The sequence below is a fragment of the Lysinibacillus sp. LZ02 genome (assembly GCF_050613145.1).
Lineage (GTDB): Bacteria > Bacillota > Bacilli > Bacillales_A > Planococcaceae > Lysinibacillus_B.
In genome coordinates this window covers 1,612,002-1,636,735 of sequence record NZ_CP192507.1, presented here as the reverse complement: position 1 = coordinate 1,636,735, position 24,734 = coordinate 1,612,002, and the positions used below count along the sequence as shown (strand labels likewise).

Here is a 24,734-nt window from a genome sequence, read left to right as displayed (position 1 = left end):
TTTTGCTATAATATACAAAAAGAAGAATTGGAGAAAATGAATGTTAGAAATTTACATTGATGCAGCGAGTGCTGGCAATCCCGGAAAAAGTGGCATTGGCATTTACATTAAAGGGGAAGGTCATCAAATTAAAATAAGCGAATATATCGGTATAACAAATAATCATATCGCGGAATTTACCGTACTTGTGCGCGCGCTTGAAGAAGCGGTCAAGCTTGGTTCAAACCTGATTTCCATGCGTTCAGATTCTAAAATTGTCGTGAGCTCCGTCGAAAAAGCTTATGTAAAAAACGAAGAATTTAAACCATATTTAACACGTGCCTTACAGTTAATAGAAGAAATCGATTTATTCTTTATTAAATGGATTCCAGATAATCAAAATAAAGCCGCTGATGCATTAGCTAGACAAGCTATTCAACAAAATTAAAATCATTAATTCCATACCTGCTATTAAGTTTTAAACAAATTTCGTATCGGTCCCTTTACGCTTACTTATGTGACAGTAGTACCTTCGCCCAACCTAATTGATTTGTTACAAGAAAATAAACAGCTCGAATAGATTGAAGGTCTACTCGAGCTACACTACACTAAATTAATTATTTAAAGACGTTGATTTTTCTACAGATTGTCTATTTTCAAATCTCCTTACGACAAATATACTTACTTCATAAAGTAAAATCATTGGGAACATGACTAGCAATTGACTTATGAAATCAGGCGGTGTAATAAGCGCTGAAACCAACGCCATAAACAAATAAGAATAGCCTCGGATTTTTTTCATACTTTCCGCTTTTAGCATATCGATATGCGATAGAAATAATGCAATGATCGGCAATTCAAACATAAACCCTAGAGGTAATGTCGTCATCATCAAAAAATGTATATATTGTCCCGCAGATATCATAATTTCAAAATTGTTAGTCCCTAAACTAATAAGAAAACTATAGCTTAATGGGTTTACAATGAAGTAGCCAAACGCCAGTCCACCAATAAATAATAAGAGAATAATAGGCGAATAAAATTTCAAAAAGTGACTTTCTATGTCTTTTAATCCTGGCTTGATAAATGCCCACATAAAATGAATGAAAAATGGTAATGCAAGTCCACAGGCTAACACTGCACTTACAAGTGTATAAAATTTAATGATTTCCAGCGGACCAAGCACGACAAGCGGATAATTATTCGTCACTATAGGAAACCACTTATCAATCGAAAAGAAAATCGCTGCAAAGAAAATTATAAAGATAATTAATGTTTTAATAATTTGTTTCCTTAGCTCATACACATGTGCCATAAATGCCTGTACGTAAGCGTTTGCATTAGATTCCAGCTTCCTTACTTCTTCCCTCGCTTCCTGCACATCATCCTGTAATAGTTCTTCCTTCTTCTTATCTGCATTAGCGTCTCGTGTATTTTTTTCCATTTCTAACGGACTCATATTATTTGATTCATACGGATCCATAGGCAAACCTCATTAAACTGAGTCTTGTGTTTTCTTTTTTACTTCATCATCTTCCTCAATTAAATCCTTTGTATGTCTTTTAAATTCAGAGAAAGTCTTCCCTACTGCCCCACCAATTTCCGGTAGCTTTTTCGGACCAAAAATAATTAACACAATAACTAAAATAATGATTAACCCCGGCACACCAATTGCACCAATGCTGCCCATAATACCCCCTCCTTTTTATACTAATGAGCCACCTGTTTGGCTATATTTAACTACACCTTCTGCACAGCGATAGGCAAGCGCACCTACCGTACCCGTGGGATTATAACCACTATTATGAGCAAAGTTTCCAGCTCCGACAGCAAATAAGTTTTCTACATCCCAATGTTGTAAATACTTATTCACAACACCTTCTTCTGGTGTTAAGCTCATCACCGTTCCACCCGTATTGTGGGTAGTTTGATAAGGGACAATATTATAATCTGTAATTTCTGAGCGTGGTACGACTTCTTTAGCTCCCATCTCTTTCGCAATTTCAGCCGCTCGTTGCGAAATAAATTTATGCAATGCACGATCTTGATCTGTAAAATTATACGTAATTTGTAGTAACGGTAGTCCGTATGCATCTTTATAAACGGGGTCTAACGTCATATAGTTTTGTTTATGTGCAATCGACGCCCCTTGTGAACCTACCGATAATGTACGTGTATAGTGATAGATTGATTGTTTTTTAAACTCCGCTCCCCAGTTCGGTGTACCTGGTGGTGTTGGATTTGATGCAATCGGACGAGTTCCTGTTTGCGAAATGGAAATGATTCCACCGTGTACGAAATCTACATTACTATGATCGAAATTATCACCGTTATAATCATCTAAACTCATACCTAAAGCACCGGCTCCCATAAACGTATTAAACTGTTCATCGTAAAAACCTGTGGCACCCGGCAAAATTTGATAACAGTAGTTACGCCCTAATGTACCGCGTCCTGTCGTTGGATCATACATTTCTCCAATATTGGATACCATTAATAACTTTGCATTATTTAATACATAGCTCGTTAACACAACAACACTGGCAGGCTGAATAAACTCTTCGCCCGTTTGTACATCCATATAACGTACACCCGTCGCTTTATCACCTTGCGTTAAAATTTCCACAACGTTTGCATTAAAGCGAACTTCGTAGTTGCCTGTAGCTAGTGCAGTTGGGATAACCGTTATTTCTGGCGAAGATTTTGCTCCGTACTCACAGCCAAATCGCTCACAAAAACCACAATATTGACAAGCGTTGATTGTTTGTCCATCCGGATTTGTGTAGGCTTGCGATAAATTCGCTGACGGTCCCATTGATGGATTTAATTTTAAACTTTTTGCTGCTTCTTCAAAACGTTTTAAAATTGGTGTTTTCTTCAACGGTGGCGTAGGATAATCACTCGATCTAAATCCTGCATGGGGATTTTTATTTTCCCCTGAAATACCTGCTGTTTTTTCGAATTTATCAAAGTAAGGCTCTAACTCCTCATATGTCATACCCCAGTTTTGTAAAATGTAATCCTTCGTTAATTTATTAGGTCCATATCGTTCTTCTGTCATCGTCTTAATTTGGAAATCATACGGTAAAAAACGATATGTCATACCGTTCCAATGTGTCCCCGCCCCGCCAAGACCTTCTCCTAATAAGAATGAGCCATGTTGACGCATTGGCAACGCTCGCATTTGTTGATGATTTCGAAATGTAACCGTTTCCCTTGATAAGTTTTGCATTAGTTCATAGCGCATCGCATATCGATACTCATCATGCACCATTAAAAAATCTTCTGTCCCACGTTTTTGCCCACGTTCTAAACCAACTACTTTCAGCCCTGCTTTTGCACATTCTGCTGCAACAATACCACCTGTCCAACCAACGCCTACTGTTACAACATCCACACTTGGTAATGTTGTGACCATCAGAACCCCCCATTCTAAAAAAGATAGTTAACTCCCTAAAGATTTTGGTTCAATGACGATAAATTCTTCTTGTTCAATATATTGTGTATAAGCCATTTGATGTCCTGGGAAGTTCTTCATTTTCCATCCTGCCATATCGTAGTTTCCGCCGTACATCGGGTCTGAGTAAACACCTTCTAATGTTGCCGAACGAAGTAATGTGAAAAAATAACTGGATGCAATACCTGCCATCTCTACTTCACCTTTTTGAAACGCTGTTAAGATCTCGTCCATTTGCTCTGGCTCAAGCTTTACAAATGTCATACTAAAGCGCTTCTGTGCTTCTTCTTCTATTTTGTGAACGCCCTGTTTAAAAATTTCAGCACGAGTTAACCTACTTTGGTATCCTTGTGTAGGCGCACCTTCATAGAAAGGCCCTTGCATATATTCCTTCGCATTATTCCCATATGCACCTGCTAATTGATAATCAATAAAGTATGGTACACCTAATTTAATGGCACCCGGACCTAAATCATCTTCAGGAAAAATACGTTCTGTCGCTTCAGACAATACATGAAAATCTCGTTGATTTGTAAAGAACATACGACCTCTAATGGGCGCTCCCGTATTCGTCTCTGTATGATTGTGATTATCGTTCTGTTTCGTTGTTTCTTGTTCAACTACTGGCTTTGTGTCACCTGAGCCTTTCATGTTGTACCCAATCAACCCACCAATTAATCCCCCACCAACTAATGTTCCCGTTGCAATACCTGTCGTTTTTAAAAAATCGCGTCTCGATACATTCTGGTTATCTCCCATGAAATGCCCCCTCTGAATAAATATTTCATACAAGCTCACGATACTACCTTCATTAATGTAGGCTCTTAACCAAAATATGTACTTTACCTGTATATCCTCACACATTGGCTACTTATCAATCTATGCTAGCCATAAGACAGGAACAGATTTTAGCATCGAGCCAAAATATAATATTATCGTTTAAATATCATCCTCCCTTATATTCGTATTCTCTTAGTAACAAATAGTTACTAGGTTATAATGAGTTAATTATTAAATTCATTGCATTATACTCCACTCTTGACATATTTATGTCAATTAAAAAACGAGCGCTACTTAGCACTCGTTTTGTTTGAAAAACCTATATATAAAACCATGTTTATTACTAATAATAATCCGCAAAGCATATAAACCATTTGATAGTTAAATGTGACAGCAAGTAATCCAAGTACATATGAACCTACCGCAATTCCGCTATCGAATAATGTAAAATACGTTGCCGTGGCATAACCACTACGATTTTGTAACGCCGATTGAACAGCTTGAGATTGCATACTTGTCGTTAATGTACCGTAACCAATTCCAATACAAATCGCAGCCACGATAAACTGCCAAGCACTTGCCATAAAGGCTAATAAAAATAATCCTACTGAGAAAATAATAAACGATGGGATCATAACGAATCGAGGTCCCTTTTGATCGTATAGTTTACCTGTAAAAGGACGCGTAATGAGCATCGCCGCTGCGAATACCGCATAAAAATAGCTCGCCACTGTTAGCATATCTCGTTGCTCTGCATAGATTGAAATAAACGATAGGACACTCGAATAAGATAACGCAAGCAAAGCAGCTAAAAATGCGATAGGCAATGCTTTTCGCTCAAATAAATCATCAAATGTAAAATGGAATCGGCGGCCCTCTACTTCTGGTGCGACTAGATCATTTGTCCGTATCGTTAATGCAATTAAACAGCCTAATAATCCAATGACTGATAACACTATAAATAACAGTTTAAACGATACTGCTTGTACAACTAACAAACCAATGAACGGTCCAATGACAACAGCTAAATTGGTGGACATTGTATAATAACCGAGCCCTGCTCCTTTTCGTTCTTTCGGCACAATATCTGCCGCAAGCGCCCCCGCAGCGGTTGTCGCGATACTAAACCAAATCCCTTGGAAAAAGCGTAATACTAGTAAAATAGCAAACGGCTGAACAAACAGATAGAGGATTGTACAAACTAAATACAAAACAACGCTTAATACAAGTATTTTTTTCTTGCCATATATATCAAGTAACTTCCCGCTAAATGGTCGGACAATAATAGCAGAAATTAAAAAAGCCGTTACAAGTAAACCGGCATCATCATCTGTTCGTCCTAAATTCCCTGTCACATAAAGCGGTAACGTCGCGATTAGCGCGTAAAATACTAAAAAGATAGATAAATTCGTTAAAAACAGCGCGATAAAACGCTTCGTAAATATTTGATTTTTTACTTCCAAAACAATCAACCTTTCATCTTCTGTAGCAATTCCATCAGTTGTGTTGTATCTTCATCGGTTAAATGGACGGTCATCTTCCTTTCAAATTCAAGCACTGATTGTTCGACTGCTGGCATTAACGCAAGCGCTTGCTCTGTTAAATGGACAATTTTTTCGCGACGATCCGTTCCCTCTTCCCGTCTGACAAGCCCTAATGTTTCGAGTCTTGTAACGGTTCGTGTAACAGTTGGCGCTTCTACATTTAAATACTTCCAAATAGCCGTTAAAGTCATTGGTCCCCGCTCTTTTAACACAAATAAAATCGTCCATTGCGAGCTATATAAGCCATGTTCTTTCAATACATCATTTAAATGGTTTACTAAATAACGATATTGTTGAAAAAATGTATGAAATAGTGGATTCATCTTATTCCCCTCCATTTTATTTACCTAAGTAAATAATAACAGTCTTTATTTTACGCTTCTTTTTTATCTGTGTAAATAAAAATGCTAGTAAACAGAAATTTTGTTTACTAGCTAAGCATTTAATGTTGATTGCTATATTCCATAATATTCAGTAATGCACCAACCGCCCCGGAAAATCCAGAATCTTGTAAGAAGATAGGTGTATGCTTTTTTAAAGTTGTATAGTATGAAAGCACTTTTTTGAGATTTTCGTTATCCGTTAACGTAGAGCCGATGAAAACGATATGCTCGACCTTTCGCTCTTCAGCAACTTGAATACTTAATGTTGTCAACACTTCCCCAACAAGCCCTTGTACTGTGGCTAATACATCTTCTTTCGGGTGATCGACTACTTCTGTAATCCCTATTTTCCCGAAATTACTAGCTGTTAAATTCCCGTCAATTGGTGTATCCATTCCTTGATAAATATCTTTTACTAATAAATCAATAAAAGCACGGTTTCCATGCGCTGCAAGCGATTTAATTTCCTCAAAATCTGTAATGCCTGTTAATAACGCGGCCAACCCAACAAGTGTGCCTCCACCTATTCCTGTTCCACTAACACGAGCATGAGAGTTCCCATCCATATAATGAATTGATGTGCCAGTACCTATATTTGTAATGACACTACGTTCAATGTGATGTCCCTCTTTTTCAAGCAAATAACGGACTCCTTTTAATGTCGCTTCAAATTCTACAATATAATGAATAGATTTAGTTGTTTGTAAAATATCGCGTAATTGTTCAATACGTCCACCGGTCACCCCAATTGTTTCAATTTGCGAGTGTCGGTCTAGCCACTGTTTCACAAGTTCCATCTCATTTGAGGGAAAAACTTCGAGTATTAATGCTCCATCTTCATTCATATATGCAAGCTTCGTGAGTGTACCCCCAGTATCAATACCTACTATTTTTACCATTCACCTTGCTCCTTTTCATTCTCCCTTTTCTAATGATAACGTTTCCAATCACCATAGTATGGCATAATTGTACTACAGTTCAATAGTTTCTTTCGGAAATAAATCTCGTTTTGTAAATTCTTCAACAAGAAGATGCTCATATTTTTTTAACAAATGACAGATTTTCGCTTCGAATACATGTACAGGCTCATCTTGCATAGAAAAACGAGCAATCGCTTCCTCATCACGTAAAATTTGTTGCAATGTCATCATCTCTGTTTTAGGCATACTGCAGCTATGTAAGCGAAAAACTTTGGATAAAGGACGCAATCCCGCACGCGTTAAAATCACTTTACTATCAACCGTTTGTACAAGCTGGGCTAACATGTTCTTTGCTATTTCGCTCGGGTGGATTGTCGTCAATTGCACCATTTCCGTTTCACCTTCATTATTTGTTCGCTGTTCTTCATGAACTGAAAATTCTAGCTGCTCATAAATTGTCGAAACCTTTTCCATTACAATCCCATTTCGTTGCACCTGCAAATCAATCGAACATAACACTAAATCATAATGTGTTTCCATAGGCTTTAAGCTCGATAAAATAACACGTAAATGATTTGTTTTTTGCTGTTCAATTAACCATTCACCGTTCGTTGCTTCAAAAATTTTGCGTAAACTATCCGCATCCGCAAGTGCACGGTGCTGTACCTCTGCCTCTAGCCCTAATTGCTTCATTAATCCTGCTAAACTAGGTTGTTCCTTTATATGATGGGCAATCATATACTTTTGTTGAAAATCGATCATCGGAAAGATGAAGTCACTTTTCATATAATTACGCCCAAGTTCATCTTCAAATACTTTTCGATCAAACTCACCAAACGTCAAAAAGATGCAATCCCCTTTACACCAACGTTTAAATGTATACATCGCTTCCTTAAAAGACGGTGCCCCCAACAGTTGTTCCGTTGTAATCCCCGTCAATTTTTGAATATGGGAATTTAATTTTTTAAATTTATATGGCTGAATAAGCTGTGTAAACGTGTCCATTGTACCATCTGGATTCCATTTAACAGCCCCTAGCTCAATCATGTATTGTCGACCACGTATTAATGCCGCCTCAATATCAATACAAATATATGTATTTTTTCGCATCACTTCGTTCACCTTCAACTTTCCGAGATTAGAAAGACACTTCTCGATCGAAATACTGTTCTTTTTGTGCAGATATCCAAGAAAACACCCAATCTCCCTATTAATATTGTAGCGCAAATCACTAGAATTGGACATTAAGATATGTTGTTTTTCCTTATTTTTAGTGGTATCTAGAAAATATTCGTTATTTTATTAGAGAGATTGTTGTACTTTGTATTTTATCTTTTATGCAATTTGGGGTACGATAGGAAGGGTAAGCATGAAAGACTGGAGGAACACTCAATGAACGAAAAAGCACTGCAAAAAGATGCAATGCGTGTACTCAAAGAAACGAGCCGTACATTTTACATCCCAATTACATTTTTAGAGAAAGAATTGAAATTTGCCGTAGGTGCCGCTTATCTTTGTATGCGTGCACTAGATGAAATTGAAGATCATGAAGATGTAGATAATGATATCAAGCATGATATTTTAATGAATGTACAACACCTACTTAAAGAACCATTCAATGAAACACAATACTTTGAATTTTTAGGTGCTGAAAAAGAAAAAATGCCAGAAGTAACGCTTCGTCTGAAAGATTGGATTGAGTTTTGCCCTGCTGGCGCTCGCCCAATTATTTTAACTGCCTGCGAAGAAATGGCTATGGGTATGGGCAAATGGGCCAAACGCAATTGGCATGTTGAAACACGCGAAGACTTAGATGAGTATACATATTATGTTGCTGGCTTAGTTGGTCGCATGCTTTCGGAGTTATGGGAATGGAAAACGGGGCTAATTACGGATCCTGAATTAGCTATTGGTTATGGTCGTGGGTTACAAGCGGTAAACATTTTACGTAACCAAGAGGAAGATATGGATGACCGTGGTGTTAGCTTTGTCCCAACAGGCTGGACGCGTGATGATTTATTTGCTTATGCAGATGAGCAGTTAAGCTATGGTGACGAATATATGAAGAGCGTCACTAGTAAACGAACGATTTACTTATTCGCTAAAATACCACATGCTTTAGCACATAAAACATTAAAAGCGATGAAAGATGGTCGTGAAAAAATGACACGTGCCGAAGTAGAGCAAACAGTAGAAGAAGTACAAGCTGAAAAAATTGGCGAATAAAGCGTAAGGGAAATGGATGGTCCATTTCCCTTTTTTCTTGCAATAAAAACTACATAACTAATAAAATCCCCACACTACAAACAAGACAAATCGTTACGTACATCAGTGAAATGATATATTTCTTCTTTTCCCGTTGAAGTAGTCGTTCAAGTAATGCTCGGACGGCATATAGCATAGCGAAAAATAAAAATAGTAGTATATATAATTGTTTTCCGACAACACCACTTGTTGAAATAAACATTAAAAATGCTACACCTATGAGTATTTCAAAAACCATATGCCCTTTATTTAAAAATTGGTCAGAAAATTTTTTATTTGTTTCGATACTAAATTTCTTACGTAACAATAAATCTAAAATACCAGCCGCAATAAATGCGCCAATTACTAATGATGCTAACACACTGTTTCTCCCTATTTCTCTGTTTTCAAGTATATTTGACGAAGCGCTTCAGGTACCATATTCCCGCCTGTTGACCATACAAGATGTACGGCATTATGCATTTTATTTGCTAAGTCATGTGCTTCTATATACTCTTTTCCTTCATAGACTAATTGAATCGGACCGAATACCCCCGCATGTGCAGATGGCTCCATAAAGATATTTTCTTGCTCATACATCGCTTTTAAGCTTCTAAATAGAAAACTATCATCCACTGTATAACATCCACTTATGACGGTATCCATTATGGAACCAACAAATTTAGATGCACGCCCTACGGCTAAACCGTCCGCCTCTGTTTCATTCGTTAAACCAATATCTTGTACCGAAATGCCGTCATGAAGCCCTGTCATCATTCCGAGCATCATACACGGGGATTGCATCGGTTCACCGAAAAAAATATGCACATGCTCTCCGAAAACTTGCTGGAGCCCATAGGCAACGCCACCTGGTCCACCACCGACACCACACGGTAAATAAACAAATAACGGATGATCCGCATCTGCTTTTACTTTCAGTTCCTTTAACTGCTCTTTTAATCGCAGTGCGGCAACAGCATACCCTACAAATAAATCCTTTGAATTTTCATCATCCACAAAGTGACACATTGGATCATTTGTAGCCTCTTTCCTTCCTCTTTCCACAGCCACACTATAATCTTGTTCATATTCCACAACGACGACACCTAGTGAACGGAGTAGCTCTTTCTTCCACTTCTTAGCCTCGGCAGACATATGAACTGTTACATGAAAGCCTAGTTTTGCACTGATAATACCAATACTTAACCCTAAATTTCCTGTCGAACCAACTGCAATTTTGTATTGACTGAAAAATTTTCTCATATGCGGCTCGTTCAAAACCGCATAATTATCCGTTACTTTTAAATAACCATGCTCTATCGCTAACATTTCCGCATATTTTAGTACTTCATAAATGCCACCTCGCGCTTTAATTGACCCTGAAATCGGTAAGGCGTGATCACATTTTAGCATCAATCGGCCAGGAATTTTAATTGCACGACGCCCCTCAATTAGCCTTTTCATCGCTGCAATTTCCTTAATATCCGATTCAATAATACCGTTTGAAATTTTCGTTTCAGGAAATGCTACTTTTAAATATGAAGAAAAGCGCTCTAACCTCGCTTTAGCTTCTTCTACTTCTTCCATTGATACAACCGAAATAGCATGCTCTACTTTACGTTTTTTATTAATCCAAAGCACATATTTTCCATCTACTAATTGCTGAACCACCGGAAAATCCGAACATAATTTTACTATATCAACTGAATTGTTCATTATTTGCCCCCCTCTTTTCGTACTTGAATAGCTTGTTCACAAATTTGTCGAAATTTCATTTCAAACGAAATATTATTTTTTTCCGTTCGCTTTTTTGGCCCTTTTAATTTGCCACCAGCACGTCTAAATTTAGCACTTTCATATCGAAATGTAAGTAATTGGTCTATATTGTCAGATGTCATTTCTTTTCCATTAGAGTCCACGACATATGCACCTTTGGCAATACACATCGCTGCAAGCCCATAATCACCCGTAATAACGATATCTCCCTTTGAAAGCGTATTCACTAGCTTAAAATCAACTGAATCGGGTCCTTTGGGTACAATAATTGTTATTACATTCTGTCTTTCAATTCGATGTGACGTATCGCAAAATAAGATAGGTTTAATCTCATATTGAGATGAGATAAATAGCGCCAAATCAACAACTGGACAGGCATCCGCATCGATTAACAACTGAATAATAAGCCATCTCTCCTTCTTTTAAATGCCAAAATTATATTATTCTAATATAATTTTAATTCCATTTTTTTCAATCTAACATGAACCTCTCAACGACACGTGAACTAAAAATGATATTGAATTGTTAGAAAAATCATAATACGATACTGCTATCAAATTTTTTGGGGGTTACACAATGACGACATCAGTAATGACAAACGATACACGTGCAAAAGAATATATCAACAGCGTGTTCGAACAATTAAAACAAAAAAATGCACATCAACCTGAATTCTTGCAAGCAGCTGAAGAAATTTTATTTTCTTTAACACCTGTAGTTGCACAGCATCCTGAATATATCGAACACAATATTTTATCTCGTATCGTAGAGCCAGACCGTATCATCTCATTCCGCGTTGCATGGCAAGATGACAATAACCAAGTTCAAGTAAACCGCGGTTACCGTATTCAATTCAACAACGTAATCGGACCATATAAAGGTGGTCTTCGCTTCCACCCAACAGTAAACGAATCCATTATGAAATTCCTTGCTTTCGAGCAAATCTTTAAAAACGCTTTAACTGGCCAACCAATCGGTGGTGGTAAAGGTGGCTCTGACTTCAATCCAAAAGGGAAATCAGATGCAGAAATTATGCGCTTCTGCCAAGCGTTCATGTCTGAATTATACCGTCATATCGGTCCAGATGTCGACGTTCCTGCAGGTGATATCGGTGTAGGCGCTCGTGAAGTTGGTTTCATGTGGGGACAATACAAACGCCTTCGTGGTGCATATGAAGCTGGTGTATTAACTGGTAAAAAACCTGGTTACGGCGGTTCGTTAGCCCGTAAAGAAGCAACTGGTTACGGCTTAGTATACTTCACAGCTGAAATGTTACGTGAAAAAGGTGAATCATTCTTAAATAAAACTGTAGTCGTATCTGGTTCAGGTAACGTGGCAATCTACGCAATCGAAAAAGCGCAACACTACGGCGCTAAAGTGGTTGCATGTTCAGATTCAGCTGGTTACATCTACGATCCAGAAGGTATCGATCTTGCAGCAGTGAAAGAAATTAAAGAAGTAAAAGGCGATCGTATTCACACTTACTTAAACTACCGCCCGAACGCAGAATATCATGAAGGTTGCACAAGCATTTGGACAATTCCATGTGACATTGCCCTTCCATGTGCAACGCAAAACGAAATCAACAGTGAATCTGCACGCATTTTAGTAGCAAACGGTACAAAATTCGTTGCTGAAGGTGCGAATATGCCATCTGATTTAGAAGCAATCAATATTTATCTTGAAAATGATATTTACTTCGGTCCTGCCAAAGCAGCGAACGCTGGCGGTGTAGCTGTATCAGCACTTGAAATGGCACAAAACTCTAGTCGTACAGCTTGGTCATTCAACAAAGTAGATGAAAAATTACAAGATATTATGAAATCAATCTACACAGAATCGAAAGAAGCGGCTGAAAAATATGGCTACGCTGGCAACTTAGTAGTTGGTTCAAACATTGCTGGTTTTGTAAAAGTTGCAGACGGTATGGTAGCTGAAGGCGTATACTAATACTTTTACCCTTATTATATGGAAAAGATGATGACTGAGGTCATCATCTTTTTCATGGATAATTGTTAGACGTCTCTCTTTAAAAATACGAACATTTTTATATTCACAACGATTAAATATTCGTGTTATAATGATTACGACATTCAAATTGGAGGGTTTTTTGTGGAATTAATCTATACTGGTAAAACGAAAGATGTATTTAAATTAGAAGATGGTCATTACCTATTAAAATTCAAAGACGATGTAACAGGTGAAAACGGCGTATTCGATCCAGGTGCAAATACTGTCGGTTTAACAATTGAAGGTGCCGGATTAGCCGGTCTTAAACTAACTCAATTCTTTTATTCACAATTAAATGAGCAAGGCGTACCAACTCACTTCGTAGATGCTAATTTTGAAGAGGCAACAATGACTGTAAAGCCAGCTACAGTATTTGGTAACGGCTTAGAAGTTATTTGCCGCTTTAAAGCTGTAGGTTCATTTTTACGTCGCTATGGTGCATATGTAAAAGAAGGTCAAGATTTAGATGCGTTCGTTGAAGTAACAATTAAAGATGACGATCGTCAAGACCCTCCTATCTCAGCAGATGCTTTAAATATGTTAGGTATTCTTTCTTTAGAAGAATATGCTACCTTAAAAGAACGCACAGTTGAAATTGCAAAATTTGTAGGGGCTGAGCTAGCGAAAAAGGGCTTAACACTTTACGATATTAAATTAGAATTCGGTCGCGACGCAAAAACAAATGAAATTTTATTAATCGATGAAATTTCTGGTGGCAATATGCGCGCTTATAAAGGCGACACTTATATCGAGCCTTTAGAGCTTGAAAAAATCATGTTAGCTGAATAATTAAAAAAACGATTTATTTTAGCGGATATGCAAAAGAGGATGTTTGAAAAGTTAACACTTTTCAAACATCCTCTTTTTTTACCCCACATTAATGTGCAGTAATTGATTACATAGCAACGATATCTTTTAGTGGCTGATTGAATAGTTCAGATACACCTGAATCAATTGCCGCGGAACCAACTGCTTTAGCTACTACACCTGCCACACGCTCATCCATTGAGCTTGGTACAACGAATTCTTCATTTAACTCTTCGTCTGTCACAAGGGATGCAATCGCTTCTACAGCAGCTAATTTCATCGTTTCATTGATATCTGTAGCACGCACGTCTAATGCACCACGGAAAATACCTGGGAATGCTAACATATTATTAATTTGATTTGGATAGTCAGAGCGCCCCGTACCGATAATACGTACACCCCACGCTTTTGCATTTGCAGGCGTAATTTCTGGGTTCGGATTTGCTAATGCAAATACGATTGGGTCTTTTGCCATTGATTTAATATGCGCTTCTGTTAATAGATCTGCAACAGATACACCGATAAATACATCTGCACCTACTAATGCATCATCTAATGAACCGCGTAACCCCTCAGGATTTGTTAAATTGGCAATACCGTCTTTAATTGGGTTCATCCCTTCAGGACGACCTTCATAAATAATCCCCTTTGTATCGCACATCACAACGTTTTTATACCCCATTTGTCGTAAAATACGTAAAATCGCAATACCTGCAGCACCAGCACCGTTAATCACAACTTTCATCGTTTCAATATCTTTACCGATGACCTTATTTGCATTAATTAGTCCTGCACCTACTACGATTGCCGTTCCATGTTGGTCATCATGGAATACAGGAATATTACATTCTGCACGTAAACGGTCTTCAATTTCAAAACAACGTGGAGCAGAAATATCTTCTAAGTTAATCCCACCATAAGTTGGCGAAATGGCTTTTACAACACGTACAATTTCATCTACGTCTTTCGTATCTAAACATACAGGTACAGCATCTACATTTGCAAAGCGCTTTAATAATAATGCTTTCCCTTCCATTACTGGCAATGCCGCTTCTGGTCCAATATCCCCTAACCCTAAAACTGCTGTACCATCTGTTACGATCGCAACTAAGTTGCCTTTCATCGTATAGTCATAAACTAACGAAGGATTTTTTTCGATTTCGATACACGGAGCTGCCACCCCTGGTGAATACGCTAAACTTAAATCATACTTATCTTGTACAGGTACCTTTGAACGTATTTCCATCTTCCCACCAAAGTGTTCATGCATTTCTAAAGCCTTTTTCATTAAATCCATTGTTGAACCCCTCCTAATTAATCACAATTTTCTTTCTATTTGTATTTCTTTATATTTCAGTATCATATTGCTTTACCAAAGCAAAGTCAACAATAATATTATTTTTTTTTGAAAAAAAATCCCTATTCGTTCAAAACCCTTATTTCCTCATCAAACGCTCAATATTTCACAAATTAAAGTCACCATATAAGGGTCTAAATTAATTATATTAATATAATTAAAGAAAGCACTTACATTTTATGAACCGTTTTATAGCATAGGTTTTTTTGTGAAGTAGTACACGTTTCATTTTCTCATGCAATATATGAATGATTTCACAAAGTAGCTCTACTAAAACCATGTGAAAAACTACACAATGACACAATTTATCCACATTTTAAACACTATCTTTACATGAAACATACACGCCCTTAATATTTCTTTTCACTTAGCTTTCCTGTACAGTTATAAAAGTATTCATCGTTGAAAGAAGGATTTTTATGTTATTCATCTTATTTGTGATTGGTTTTTTCGGAAATGTGATTGGCACACTTGCTGGTGGTGGTGGACTCATTACATTGCCGACAATGCTATTACTTGGCATGCCTGTACACGCTGCGATTGGAGCAAATAAAGTAGCGAATACCGTCTCTACCTTGTCAAACTTTTATTCCGTCTTCAAACGAAAAGAAATAACTAGGGAAGAAGTATTCCCCATTATCGTACTTTGCTTTATCGGTGGATTATTAGGTGGAGGACTTGCGGCATTATTTACAGAACAAACACTGACAATAATCGCTATATGCTTATTACTGTTTGCTTTTGTTCTCTCATTTTTCGGAAAAACAGATTTCGGAGAACAATTGCAACTACATGTAAAAAAACGAACAGCTTCCCTACTTATTGGAGTTGGTATTTACGATGGCCTATTCGGCCCAGGAAGTGGCACACTTCTTTTATACATTTATGCAAGTGAAAAATTAGCTTATATGAAGGCAGTTGTATTAGGGCGCGTCGGCATCTTTGCTACATGTTTCGGTGCAGCATTGATGTATATTGTAAATGGACAAATATTATGGGCAGAAACACTCGCTTTAATGATTGGTTCCATCATGGGCGCGCAACTCGGCATAATCTTAGCAAGGAAAATCAGTGCCAAACTAGCGAAGTACTTATTACGCCTCATTACAGCGATTTTAATCGTCCAATTAATACTAGAGCTACTTTAAGACAATGTTATCATTCTATTAATAGAAGTCCCCTACTTATCCATTGCTACACTGTATTTCATCTATTACACTTAAATGGATATAGGAGGCTCTTTTATATGACAGAAAACCATTCAACTAAACACGAAGAACTTACTGAAGAAGAATTTTTAGAGCTCGTACTAGAAGAACAGCAAAAAGCATTGGCAGAAGAACGAGAACGCCGAAAACATGGTGTTGTAAAAAAACGACAAACACCTATCATTCGGCTATTTGTGTGGATCATGGCATGTATACTTGTTTTTAATACATTTGCCATTGTATTTAATATATACTCCATTCCTGCTATTGAATTTTTACAAGTATCTACTAAATTATCGAATCAGGAAGATATTCAACAATATAAAAAAGCCGTTGTAGAAATATCGACTGGCAATAGTAAAGGAACGGGTTTTGCAATTTCAAATGATGGTTATATTATTACGAATGAACATGTGATTGATGATGCACTCCAATTGACGGTTGTGTTTCCTGATGACGGCATATATGAAGCGGAAGTAATTGCTACCTACCCTGACATTGATACAGCACTTATAAAAGTAACGGGTGAGGATTTACCACACTTACAAGTCGCACAAACTTATACGTATAACGCAGAAGAACATATATACTTTATCGGGAACCCGTTATATTTTACAGGCATTGCAAACGAAGGAACGGTCCTCAATTGGATACAGTTAACGGATTGGAATCAGCCTGTTATGATGATGCAAGCCCCTGTTTATAAAGGCAATAGCGGCAGTCCTGTTATTACAGAAACAGGCGAAGTGATCGGTGTTGTCTTTGCTACATTAAAAACAGAAGAGCATGGTAAAGTTGGACTATTTGTGCCAATTGATTATTTTCATGAGGCAATGCAGCAATAAACGAAAAGAGGAATTTTATGCAACTACAATTTTTAGGAACAGGAGCAGGTATGCCTTCCAAAGAACGCAATGTAACATCCATCGCCCTTAAGCTATTAGATGAAATCGGTAGTATTTGGTTATTCGATTGCGGAGAAGGAACACAACATCAAATTTTACGTACAGCGATAAGACCACGCCGTATCGATAAAATTTTTATTACTCATGTACATGGCGACCATATTTTTGGTCTTCCAGGCTTTTTAAGCTCTCGTTCATTTTTAGGTGGTGAATCACCATTAACTATTTATGGGCCTGCTCATGTTCGCTCATTTATTGAAACAGCTCTTCAAATGTCTAACACACATTTGACCTACCCGATTCACTTTATTGACGTACAAGAAGGGATCGTGTATGAAGATGCACATTTTGTTGTACATGCTAAAAAATTACAACATGTGATTGAATGCTTCGGCTACCGTATTGAACAAAAAGATTTACCCGGACAATTACTCGTCGACAAAGCGCAGGCGCTTGGTGTGCCTCGTGGACCGCTTTATAAAGAGTTAAAGCTAGGACATAATGTAACGCTTGAAGATGGCACTATCGTTAAAGCAAACGATGTGTTGAGTGCACCTAAACCAGGGTTTACTGTGACGATTTTAGGCGACACAAAATATTGTGATGCTTCTATTATCCTTGCAAAAGAGGCAGATCTCGTTGTACATGAAGCGACATTTGATGCTTCTACAACAAATTTAGCTGCTAGTTATGGGCATGCAACAAATGTAGAAGCCGCTACCGTCGCTAAAAAAGCAAAGGCAAAGAACTTAATTATGACACATATTAGCGCTCGTTTTTTAAAGCAGGATGTAGAAAAATTAGTGAATGAAGCGCAGACAGTATTCCCAAATACATTCGTAGCGGACGATTTTGCGCTATTTGAATTTAAAAATGGGCAGTTAGTAAAAGATTAAAGCGAGGTGTGTTGTATTGTGCAACACACCTCGCTGACTATTGACAAATGCCCATCTCATCTAACATGTATGACCTAAAAATTATGGTAATAATAACTCAACAAAATCTACAGGTACATATGTTTTGGTTGGTTCTAGTAAAGCAGGTGCTTCTTCAAAATAATGCAATGCGCGGTTATGTCCGTATGCCTTTTCACCGCGTGTAATCGTAAATGAAGCATTTTGCTTAGATAGAATCGCTCCTTTACCTGTTGATTTTACAGTCCACCCTAACTTTTCAGCAATTAATCGAAGTGGTACCATCTTCACACCATTTACTACATAGGAATCATTGTCAATAATTTGTTGAATAGCTGACATTTCCTCCGAAACCTCTTCTTCTTCATCGTAGCTTAAAACAATGATTTTTGATGGTGTTGTTTGTGCAGGAATGCTAAATGTCGTGAATGTGTAAAATACAGCAACATCTTTCCCTACAATATCTTCTGCTTGTAAAGCTGTACCAGATAGATTTTCAATCACAGTATCTTCTGAAATATTTAATTTCAGCTCTTCATTTGCAAAGTTTTCATCGAACTGCGCCACTTTTGCAAAGCTCATTTCTTCTGTTTGTACAACAATTAAATCCGGTGAATATTGTGGTGGATAAATTAAAATCATTGGTTTATTGCCATTGACATACGCTGTAAATTCCATCCCTTCTTGTAATTCTACAGTTTTGCCTGTGTTATCCACGACAACTGTATCTTCGCCTACAACGATGCTAAACATGTCATCTTGTTGTTCGATTAATGCATAGTACGTCCCATTATCACGTTTTTCAAACGCTGGGAATGTCCCTGTCAGTTTAATAAAGCTTTCTTGAACTTGCTCCTCTTTGCCCTCATTTTCACTTGCATTTACTGGTACAACCTCTACATCATTAGCAAACCCAGCTGGTGCAAATGCTCCCCCTACTAATACTGCTGATAAAGCGAATGGTACTGATCTTTTCATGATTGTCTCTCCTTTAAAAGTTGATTCAATAAATTGGTCGAATAACTTTGTAAAAGGTTACATTTTTTATATTTATTTTTAAAATTATGTAATAAGATGTAATCCACTCTAAATGATTAAAAATACCAGTTAAATAGTAAAAGACATGTATCATAGCCTCCGCGCTTTGCCACAGCATACACAGGAGCTAAAACAGGCGCGGCCTGTTTGGATCTCCTGTTCCTGCTCCTGACGCTACGCTTTCGTCGCAAAGAAGTCTTGGCTCCTGTGGCTATGGCGCGCTACGGCAAAAAGTGAATGCTTCTCGATATTCTAGAAAAACAGTTCTCTTCTTTAAAAGAAATCATTTTCTTTACATTTGCACTTATCGTCGCCTAGCCCCTGTAATCTCTGAGGATATTTATTGTTTTTTAGCAACTCATTTTTTATTGAACAATAATTGCTTGTAGCGGAGGCACGAAACTGTAGCTGACGGCATGCGCCTTTCGCTACAGAGCAATGTTTTTCTGCACCGGAAGTGAAGCGGCAAGTGCAAAGCTTCTTACGGGAAAGCGAGTGCCGGAGCGGAAAGCAACGGTTACGCAAATGGTAATATATGTTTTTGCATTTGCTCATTATGAGTAAATAATTCTATTCACTAAGTAGTATACGATTAAAAGCGGGATTTCTTTTGGAAAATGAAAAACACCAGAATGCTGTTGATGAACATTCTGGTGTTTTTTCTTATAAACATTTAGCTCAAACATTGCCTAAGCTATGCTATATTTTCTTTTTACGTAAACATATTAATTGTTACGATAATGACTGGCATAGATATTACATCAATTAAAAATGCCCCGACAATTGGTACAACTAAAAATGCTGTACGTGATGGGCCAAAGCGACTTGTTGCTGCCGCCATGTTCGCCATCGCATTTGGCGTAGCCCCGAGTGTATGACCACAGAAACCTGAAACCATAACCGCTGCATCGAAGTTTTTCCCTAAAACGCGGAATAGAATAAAAATTGAGAACAGGACTACAATAAGAACTTGAATCGCTACAATGATTAATAATGGTAATGCTAATTCTGCAATTTCCCATAGTTTAATACTCATTAATGCCATTGATAAGAAAATTCCTAATGTAATGTCACCAATTAAATCTACAATGCGCATATTGATAGCATTTGGCGCTACACGGTCCACAACATTGCGGACAATAACCGCTGCAAACATCGCACCTACATAACCTGGTAATGCATAACCCGTTGCTTCTGAGAACCAAGCACCGATATAAGAACCGACTGTCATTGCAAATGTAATGAGTAATACTTGCGTAAAGAAGTTGTTTGTTGTAATTTCCTCTTTTACTTCTTCAACTTCCTTAGCATTTTGCAATTCTGTTTCAGATGGCTTTAAATTATATTTCGTCATTAAATATTTAACGACAGGTCCTCCAATTAAACCACCCGCAACTAAACCTAAAGTAGCTGCTGCTGCACCGATTGATAGCGCTGAACTAACCCCTAATCCTTCTACTGTTTGACCATAAGCAGCTGCACCACCATGTCCACCAGACATCGATACAGCACCGGCCATCATACCGATTAACGGCTCAATGCCTAATACTTTTGCAAGAGAAACCCCAACTACATTTTGAATAACTGCAATTGAACCAGCTGCAATCCAATAAATAATTAATAATTTCCCACCTAATTTAATAAGACTAAAGCTTGCCCCTAGACCTACTGTCGTAAAGAACGTAATCATAAATAAACTTTGTAGTGATGTATCCACTGTAATTTCAACAATGTTAAAATATTTTAAAAACGTGACGATTATTGCAAAGAGTAATCCACCCACTACAGGTGCCGGAATACAGAATTTTTGTAAAATAGGACTGCGTTTAATTAAAATTGTGCCGATTGTTAATACAAATACGGCTAGGAAAATTGTCGCTGTCTGATCGAATGTCATTTCTTAATCTCCTTTTGTAAGTTGGGGTTGATTTCCGTTCTACTCAATAAGTATTTTATCGAATTACTTGGCATCCCCGAATTTGTGTCATAAATCTGTAAATTGCAAAACCACTTCATTAATAAGATGAGCGCCTAATTTGACTGTGCGTAAATCTAAGTCTAATGCTGGATTGACTTCGCATATATCAAACGAAACTACTTTCTCAAATGCTGTGATAAATCGAAGAAGGTGACGAACTTGAATGGCAGATAGTCCAAATGGTGAAGGAGCACTTACACCAGGCGCCTCAGCCGCATTTAATACATCTGTACATAGCGTCACATATACGACTTCATGTGCTTCGATAAACTCAGCTAGTCTTGCCTGTACTTGTTCTAAATGCCCTAGCATCTCATCCTCTAAAATGTAGTTTACCCCGTATTTGTTTGCTTGTTCAAACAAGTCACGTGTATTTCCATAACGCTGAATTCCCACAACAAAATAAGAAGCATTTGAATCCTCATCTAAAATTTGGCGGAACATTGTACCAGATGAAGTTTGTTTTTCGTATGGTCGCATATCAAAATGTGCATCAATATTAATAATGCCTATTTTCGCTTCTGGATATGCTTGGCGAACACCTAAGTAATGACCATAAGTTGTTTCATGACCACCACCTAATATAACAACTGGGATTTTTTTCTCTAAAATATCCTTTACTCTTTTACCAAGTGCCTGTTGCGCCTCTTCTAACTCATCATTATGACAAGTGATGTTCCCTGTATCATATAGCATACTTTTTTCCGAACCGTGCCAAGATATACTTGATAATGCTTGGCGTAAAGCTTGTGGTGCATCTTTTGCGCCAATTCTTCCTTGGTTGCGTGCTACACCTGCTTCACATTCAAAACCAACAAAGGCTACGGTCTTTTCACTTTGAGATAAAGCCGTATGTTCAATCTCTTTTACTATTTGATGGTATCTTAATGTAAGCGGTGTCACTGGATTATCTATTCGCCCCTGCCAATTTGTCTTTGCCATAACGTGAACTCCTCTCTATACTATCTAAGTATATTGTTACATTTATCATAAATCTAATATATAATATACATAAAATTATAGTTTAAATTTATAAATGAGGTTAAACAGCATGGATATTAGACAACTAGAGTATTTTATACAGCTTGTTGATTCAATGAGCTATTCAAAAGCATCGGAACAATTGCATATTTCTCAACCATCTCTTTCTATTGCAATCAAAAAGTTAGAAGCAGAGATAGGCCATCCTATTCTCGAACGTCACACTAGAAAATTACAGCTTACAGATGTAGGAGAATTATTATACGCACGAGCAAAAGAGATTTTATTGAACATGAAAATTTTGCGTCAGGAATTGGATGAAACTGGTAAATTCGGACAAGGTGAAATAGCCCTTGGTGTCATTGAATCCGTGAAATATTGGGTCCCTTCAACCATTCATCAACTCAAAAACATTTACCCTCAAATGCATTTTAAACTTGCTGATGTATTAAGCGCAGTAGAAGTTAAAAAATCTTTAAAAACACAGCATACACATGTGAATATTACAAACCAACAAGTGGAAGATGATGCCGTAGCAGCGATTAAATTATACGACGAACCACTCGTCATCGTGTTTCCGAAAGAACATCCACTCGCCGAAAAGGAGCATTTAACACTAGCTGATTTAAAAAATGAGCCCTTTATTATTTGTGCTGAAGGATTTCAATCTAGAAAAGATATTTTAACCGCCTTTCATGCAGAAAATATTAATCCCAACATCTATTACGAAGTGGAGCATTTCGAAACAGCCGTCTCACTTGTACGAGGGAATTTAGGGATTACGATTTTACCTGAAAGTTATTTACAAGGACCGACTGCTAATTCGATCGTACAACGAAACATTCATCACCCACTACTACATCGTTCCGTCTATTTAACATACTTGCGTCACCGCCACTTACCACTTGCCATGCAACACTACATTGACATTGTAAAAGATTACTTTCATATTATAGATTAAAAAAGAGTGTAGACAAAGTTAAACTTTGTCTACACTTATTTTTAACTTATAATGAGCAAATCCCAAAACATATATTACCATTTAAATAACCGTTGCTTTCCGCTCCGGCACTCGCTTTTCCCGTAGGAAGCTTTGCACCTGCCACTTCACTTCCGGTGCAGAAAAACATTGCTCTGTAGCGAAAGGCGTATGCCGTCAGCTACACGCTCGTGCCTCCGCTACAAGTAACTATTGTTGAATACAATAATCAGTTGCTAAAAATAAAGAAAGATTCTCCTTAATTACAATAGAGGTTGAGCAATTATATTTGCAAATGGAAAGAAAGTAGTTTCTTTTAGAGAAGAGAAATGTTTTTCTAGTATATCGAGAAGTATTCACTTTTGCCGTAGCGCGCCATAGCCGCAGGAGCCAAGATTTTCTTTGCGACGAAAGTGCAACGTCAGGAGCAGGAACAGGAGATCCAAACAGGCCGCGCCTGTTTTAGCTCCTGTGTAGGCTGTGGCAAAGCGCGGAGGCTATGAATATGCCTTCGTTTGATATCTTTTACTATTAACCCGATATTTTTTTACTCATTACGAGTTTTAAGTAGAACTTAAACCAGTCAAACATTTAAATCGTTACTACTATTTCTCCTGAAAATACAGCGGTTCCTGAAATGGAAATAGATATACCTTCATTTACATGCACATATACTTTTCCGTCTTTATTCATTTCATGGCCTTGTTCTACAATTAATGTTGCAGGAAGCATGAGATCTGGCTTTATAAATTGTTTATAATATGCACCCATCACACCTGAAGCCGTTCCTGTTACTGAGTCTTCCAGTATGCCAGCAGATGGGGAAGAAAAATGACGACCATGCATCGTACTTTCAGCATCATATACTTCTAAGCATAATGGATGAATTGATACATTTGGCTTTGCAGGGGTTAGCGCTGGAAACTTCTCTTGATGTGGCTGCATTTTTGGAAAGCTTTCTAGTTTCTTAATCGGTACAATCAATGTCCAGTTACCAGTACTACCATACATGACAGGATAGCGTTCATCGAGTTCATCCACACCTAGTCCAATAGAAGCTGCTAATTCCGCCATAGAGCCTTCAAATGGGATAAATTCAGGAGCGGCTTGTTGCATCGTAATGAGTATTTGCCCCTCTTCCTCTTTTACTTCAATCGGTAATATACCTGCCTTTGTCTCAATTGAAAAGCGATTTTGTTCAATCATCCCTGCTTCTTTCATCGCAAAAACTGTTCCGATTGTTGCATGTCCACACAAATTCGCCTCAAAACCTGGCGTAAAGAAACGGATACGGTAATCTGCTACTTCCGATGGTAGCACAAAGGCTGTCTCACTAAACCCTACTTCTTTTGCAATCAATTGCATTTCTACTTCTGTGTAATCCTGCCCATTTAATACAACCCCCGCTGGATTTCCTTTATTCGGCTTTGTACTAAATGCGTCGATATGTAATACTTTTTCTTCTTTCATAACA

Annotated in this window: 24 protein-coding genes; 8 read left to right on the top strand and 16 right to left on the bottom strand. The window is 37.6% G+C overall.

The annotated features are described in order from the left end of the window. Positions 1–40 precede the first annotated feature (40 nt). Entirely contained in the window at positions 41–427 is a 387-nt protein-coding gene (locus tag ACQQ2I_RS07720; RefSeq protein WP_431029963.1) for a ribonuclease HI family protein, read from the top strand. A 165-nt stretch (positions 428–592) separates the two neighbouring features. On the opposite strand, the gene tatC is transcribed toward ACQQ2I_RS07720, so the two are convergent. From tatC to ACQQ2I_RS07680, 8 genes are all read right to left on the bottom strand, one after another. Then, the gene (gene tatC, locus ACQQ2I_RS07715) at positions 593–1,462 is read right to left on the bottom strand and encodes a twin-arginine translocase subunit TatC (RefSeq protein ID WP_431029962.1); all 870 of its coding nucleotides are present in this window, start codon (positions 1,460–1,462) and stop codon (positions 593–595) included. Between the two features lie 12 nt (positions 1,463–1,474). Further along, a complete protein-coding gene (gene tatA, locus ACQQ2I_RS07710; RefSeq protein ID WP_431029961.1) occupies positions 1,475–1,669 on the bottom strand; it encodes a twin-arginine translocase TatA/TatE family subunit in 195 nt (64 codons plus the stop codon). 15 nt (positions 1,670–1,684) lie between these two features. Continuing rightward, on the bottom strand, positions 1,685–3,397 hold the full coding sequence (locus ACQQ2I_RS07705) for a GMC family oxidoreductase (protein WP_431029960.1): 1,713 nt from the start codon (positions 3,395–3,397) through the stop codon (positions 1,685–1,687). Positions 3,398–3,424: 27 nt separating this feature from the next. Then, complete coding sequence (locus tag ACQQ2I_RS07700; protein ID WP_431029959.1) at positions 3,425–4,195, bottom strand: gluconate 2-dehydrogenase subunit 3 family protein; 771 nt, start codon at positions 4,193–4,195, stop codon at positions 3,425–3,427. 311 nt (positions 4,196–4,506) lie between these two features. Beyond that, positions 4,507–5,679, bottom strand: coding sequence for an MFS transporter (locus ACQQ2I_RS07695; RefSeq protein ID WP_431029958.1), 1,173 nt, complete (start codon positions 5,677–5,679; stop codon positions 4,507–4,509). A gap of 5 nt (positions 5,680–5,684) precedes the next feature. Next, complete coding sequence (locus ACQQ2I_RS07690) at positions 5,685–6,083, bottom strand: MarR family winged helix-turn-helix transcriptional regulator (protein ID WP_431029957.1); 399 nt, start codon at positions 6,081–6,083, stop codon at positions 5,685–5,687. 119 nt (positions 6,084–6,202) lie between these two features. Next, complete coding sequence (gene coaW / locus ACQQ2I_RS07685; RefSeq protein ID WP_431029956.1) at positions 6,203–7,042, bottom strand: type II pantothenate kinase; 840 nt, start codon at positions 7,040–7,042, stop codon at positions 6,203–6,205. A gap of 72 nt (positions 7,043–7,114) precedes the next feature. After that, on the bottom strand, positions 7,115–8,173 hold the full coding sequence (locus ACQQ2I_RS07680) for an exonuclease domain-containing protein (protein WP_431029955.1): 1,059 nt from the start codon (positions 8,171–8,173) through the stop codon (positions 7,115–7,117). 282 nt (positions 8,174–8,455) lie between these two features. Here ACQQ2I_RS07680 and ACQQ2I_RS07675 point away from each other — a divergent pair, with 282 nt between their 5' ends. Then, the gene (locus ACQQ2I_RS07675; protein WP_431029954.1) at positions 8,456–9,289 is read left to right on the top strand and encodes a squalene/phytoene synthase family protein; all 834 of its coding nucleotides are present in this window, start codon (positions 8,456–8,458) and stop codon (positions 9,287–9,289) included. A gap of 49 nt (positions 9,290–9,338) precedes the next feature. Here the strand turns inward: ACQQ2I_RS07675 and ACQQ2I_RS07670 are convergent, their stop codons facing one another. The 3 genes from ACQQ2I_RS07670 to ACQQ2I_RS07660 are packed head-to-tail and all read right to left on the bottom strand — an operon-like array spanning position 9,339 to position 11,484. Then, positions 9,339–9,689, bottom strand: coding sequence for a DUF4181 domain-containing protein (locus tag ACQQ2I_RS07670; protein WP_431029953.1), 351 nt, complete (start codon positions 9,687–9,689; stop codon positions 9,339–9,341). 11 nt (positions 9,690–9,700) lie between these two features. After that, on the bottom strand, positions 9,701–11,023 hold the full coding sequence (locus tag ACQQ2I_RS07665) for a D-serine ammonia-lyase (RefSeq protein ID WP_431029952.1): 1,323 nt from the start codon (positions 11,021–11,023) through the stop codon (positions 9,701–9,703). After that, positions 11,023–11,484 carry a YaiI/YqxD family protein gene (locus ACQQ2I_RS07660; protein WP_431030474.1) on the bottom strand — a complete coding sequence of 154 codons (462 nt, stop codon included), beginning with the start codon at positions 11,482–11,484 and terminating at the stop codon, positions 11,023–11,025. Before ACQQ2I_RS07660 ends, ACQQ2I_RS07665 begins: the two co-directional genes overlap by 1 nt. Positions 11,485–11,659: 175 nt before the next feature. On the opposite strand from ACQQ2I_RS07660, the gene gdhA reads away from it, so the two are divergent. Next, a complete protein-coding gene (gene gdhA, locus ACQQ2I_RS07655; protein WP_431029951.1) occupies positions 11,660–13,033 on the top strand; it encodes an NADP-specific glutamate dehydrogenase in 1,374 nt (457 codons plus the stop codon). Positions 13,034–13,195: 162 nt separating this feature from the next. Next, positions 13,196–13,882 (top strand): phosphoribosylaminoimidazolesuccinocarboxamide synthase, encoded by a 687-nt coding sequence (locus tag ACQQ2I_RS07650; protein ID WP_431029950.1) that lies wholly within the window; start codon positions 13,196–13,198, stop codon positions 13,880–13,882. A gap of 106 nt (positions 13,883–13,988) precedes the next feature. On the opposite strand, the gene ACQQ2I_RS07645 is transcribed toward ACQQ2I_RS07650, so the two are convergent. Beyond that, a complete protein-coding gene (locus ACQQ2I_RS07645) occupies positions 13,989–15,197 on the bottom strand; it encodes an NAD(P)-dependent malic enzyme (RefSeq protein ID WP_431029949.1) in 1,209 nt (402 codons plus the stop codon). Between the two features lie 479 nt (positions 15,198–15,676). On the opposite strand from ACQQ2I_RS07645, the gene ACQQ2I_RS07640 reads away from it, so the two are divergent. The 3 genes from ACQQ2I_RS07640 (at position 15,677) to rnz (ending at position 18,266) form a co-directional block, all read left to right on the top strand. After that, positions 15,677–16,405 carry a sulfite exporter TauE/SafE family protein gene (locus ACQQ2I_RS07640; protein ID WP_431029948.1) on the top strand — a complete coding sequence of 243 codons (729 nt, stop codon included), beginning with the start codon at positions 15,677–15,679 and terminating at the stop codon, positions 16,403–16,405. Between the two features lie 98 nt (positions 16,406–16,503). Further along, positions 16,504–17,310, top strand: a complete 807-nt coding sequence (locus ACQQ2I_RS07635) for a S1C family serine protease (protein WP_431029947.1) — start codon at positions 16,504–16,506, stop codon at positions 17,308–17,310. Between the two features lie 17 nt (positions 17,311–17,327). Further along, complete coding sequence (rnz, locus tag ACQQ2I_RS07630; RefSeq protein ID WP_431029946.1) at positions 17,328–18,266, top strand: ribonuclease Z; 939 nt, start codon at positions 17,328–17,330, stop codon at positions 18,264–18,266. 81 nt (positions 18,267–18,347) lie between these two features. Here the strand turns inward: rnz and ACQQ2I_RS07625 are convergent, their stop codons facing one another. The 3 genes from ACQQ2I_RS07625 to hutG form a co-directional block, all read right to left on the bottom strand. Then, positions 18,348–19,262, bottom strand: coding sequence for a stalk domain-containing protein (locus ACQQ2I_RS07625; RefSeq protein WP_431029945.1), 915 nt, complete (start codon positions 19,260–19,262; stop codon positions 18,348–18,350). A 772-nt stretch (positions 19,263–20,034) separates the two neighbouring features. Next, a complete protein-coding gene (gene gltS, locus ACQQ2I_RS07620) occupies positions 20,035–21,219 on the bottom strand; it encodes a sodium/glutamate symporter (protein WP_431029944.1) in 1,185 nt (394 codons plus the stop codon). A gap of 87 nt (positions 21,220–21,306) precedes the next feature. Beyond that, positions 21,307–22,242, bottom strand: coding sequence for a formimidoylglutamase (gene hutG, locus ACQQ2I_RS07615; RefSeq protein WP_431029943.1), 936 nt, complete (start codon positions 22,240–22,242; stop codon positions 21,307–21,309). A 109-nt stretch (positions 22,243–22,351) separates the two neighbouring features. Here hutG and ACQQ2I_RS07610 point away from each other — a divergent pair, with 109 nt between their 5' ends. Further along, positions 22,352–23,242: a LysR family transcriptional regulator gene (locus ACQQ2I_RS07610; protein ID WP_431029942.1), complete on the top strand. Its 891-nt coding sequence runs from the start codon at positions 22,352–22,354 to the stop codon at positions 23,240–23,242. A gap of 609 nt (positions 23,243–23,851) precedes the next feature. Here the strand turns inward: ACQQ2I_RS07610 and ACQQ2I_RS07605 are convergent. Then, a complete protein-coding gene (locus ACQQ2I_RS07605) occupies positions 23,852–24,730 on the bottom strand; it encodes a PhzF family phenazine biosynthesis protein (RefSeq protein ID WP_431029941.1) in 879 nt (292 codons plus the stop codon). Positions 24,731–24,734: the final 4 nt, after the last annotated feature.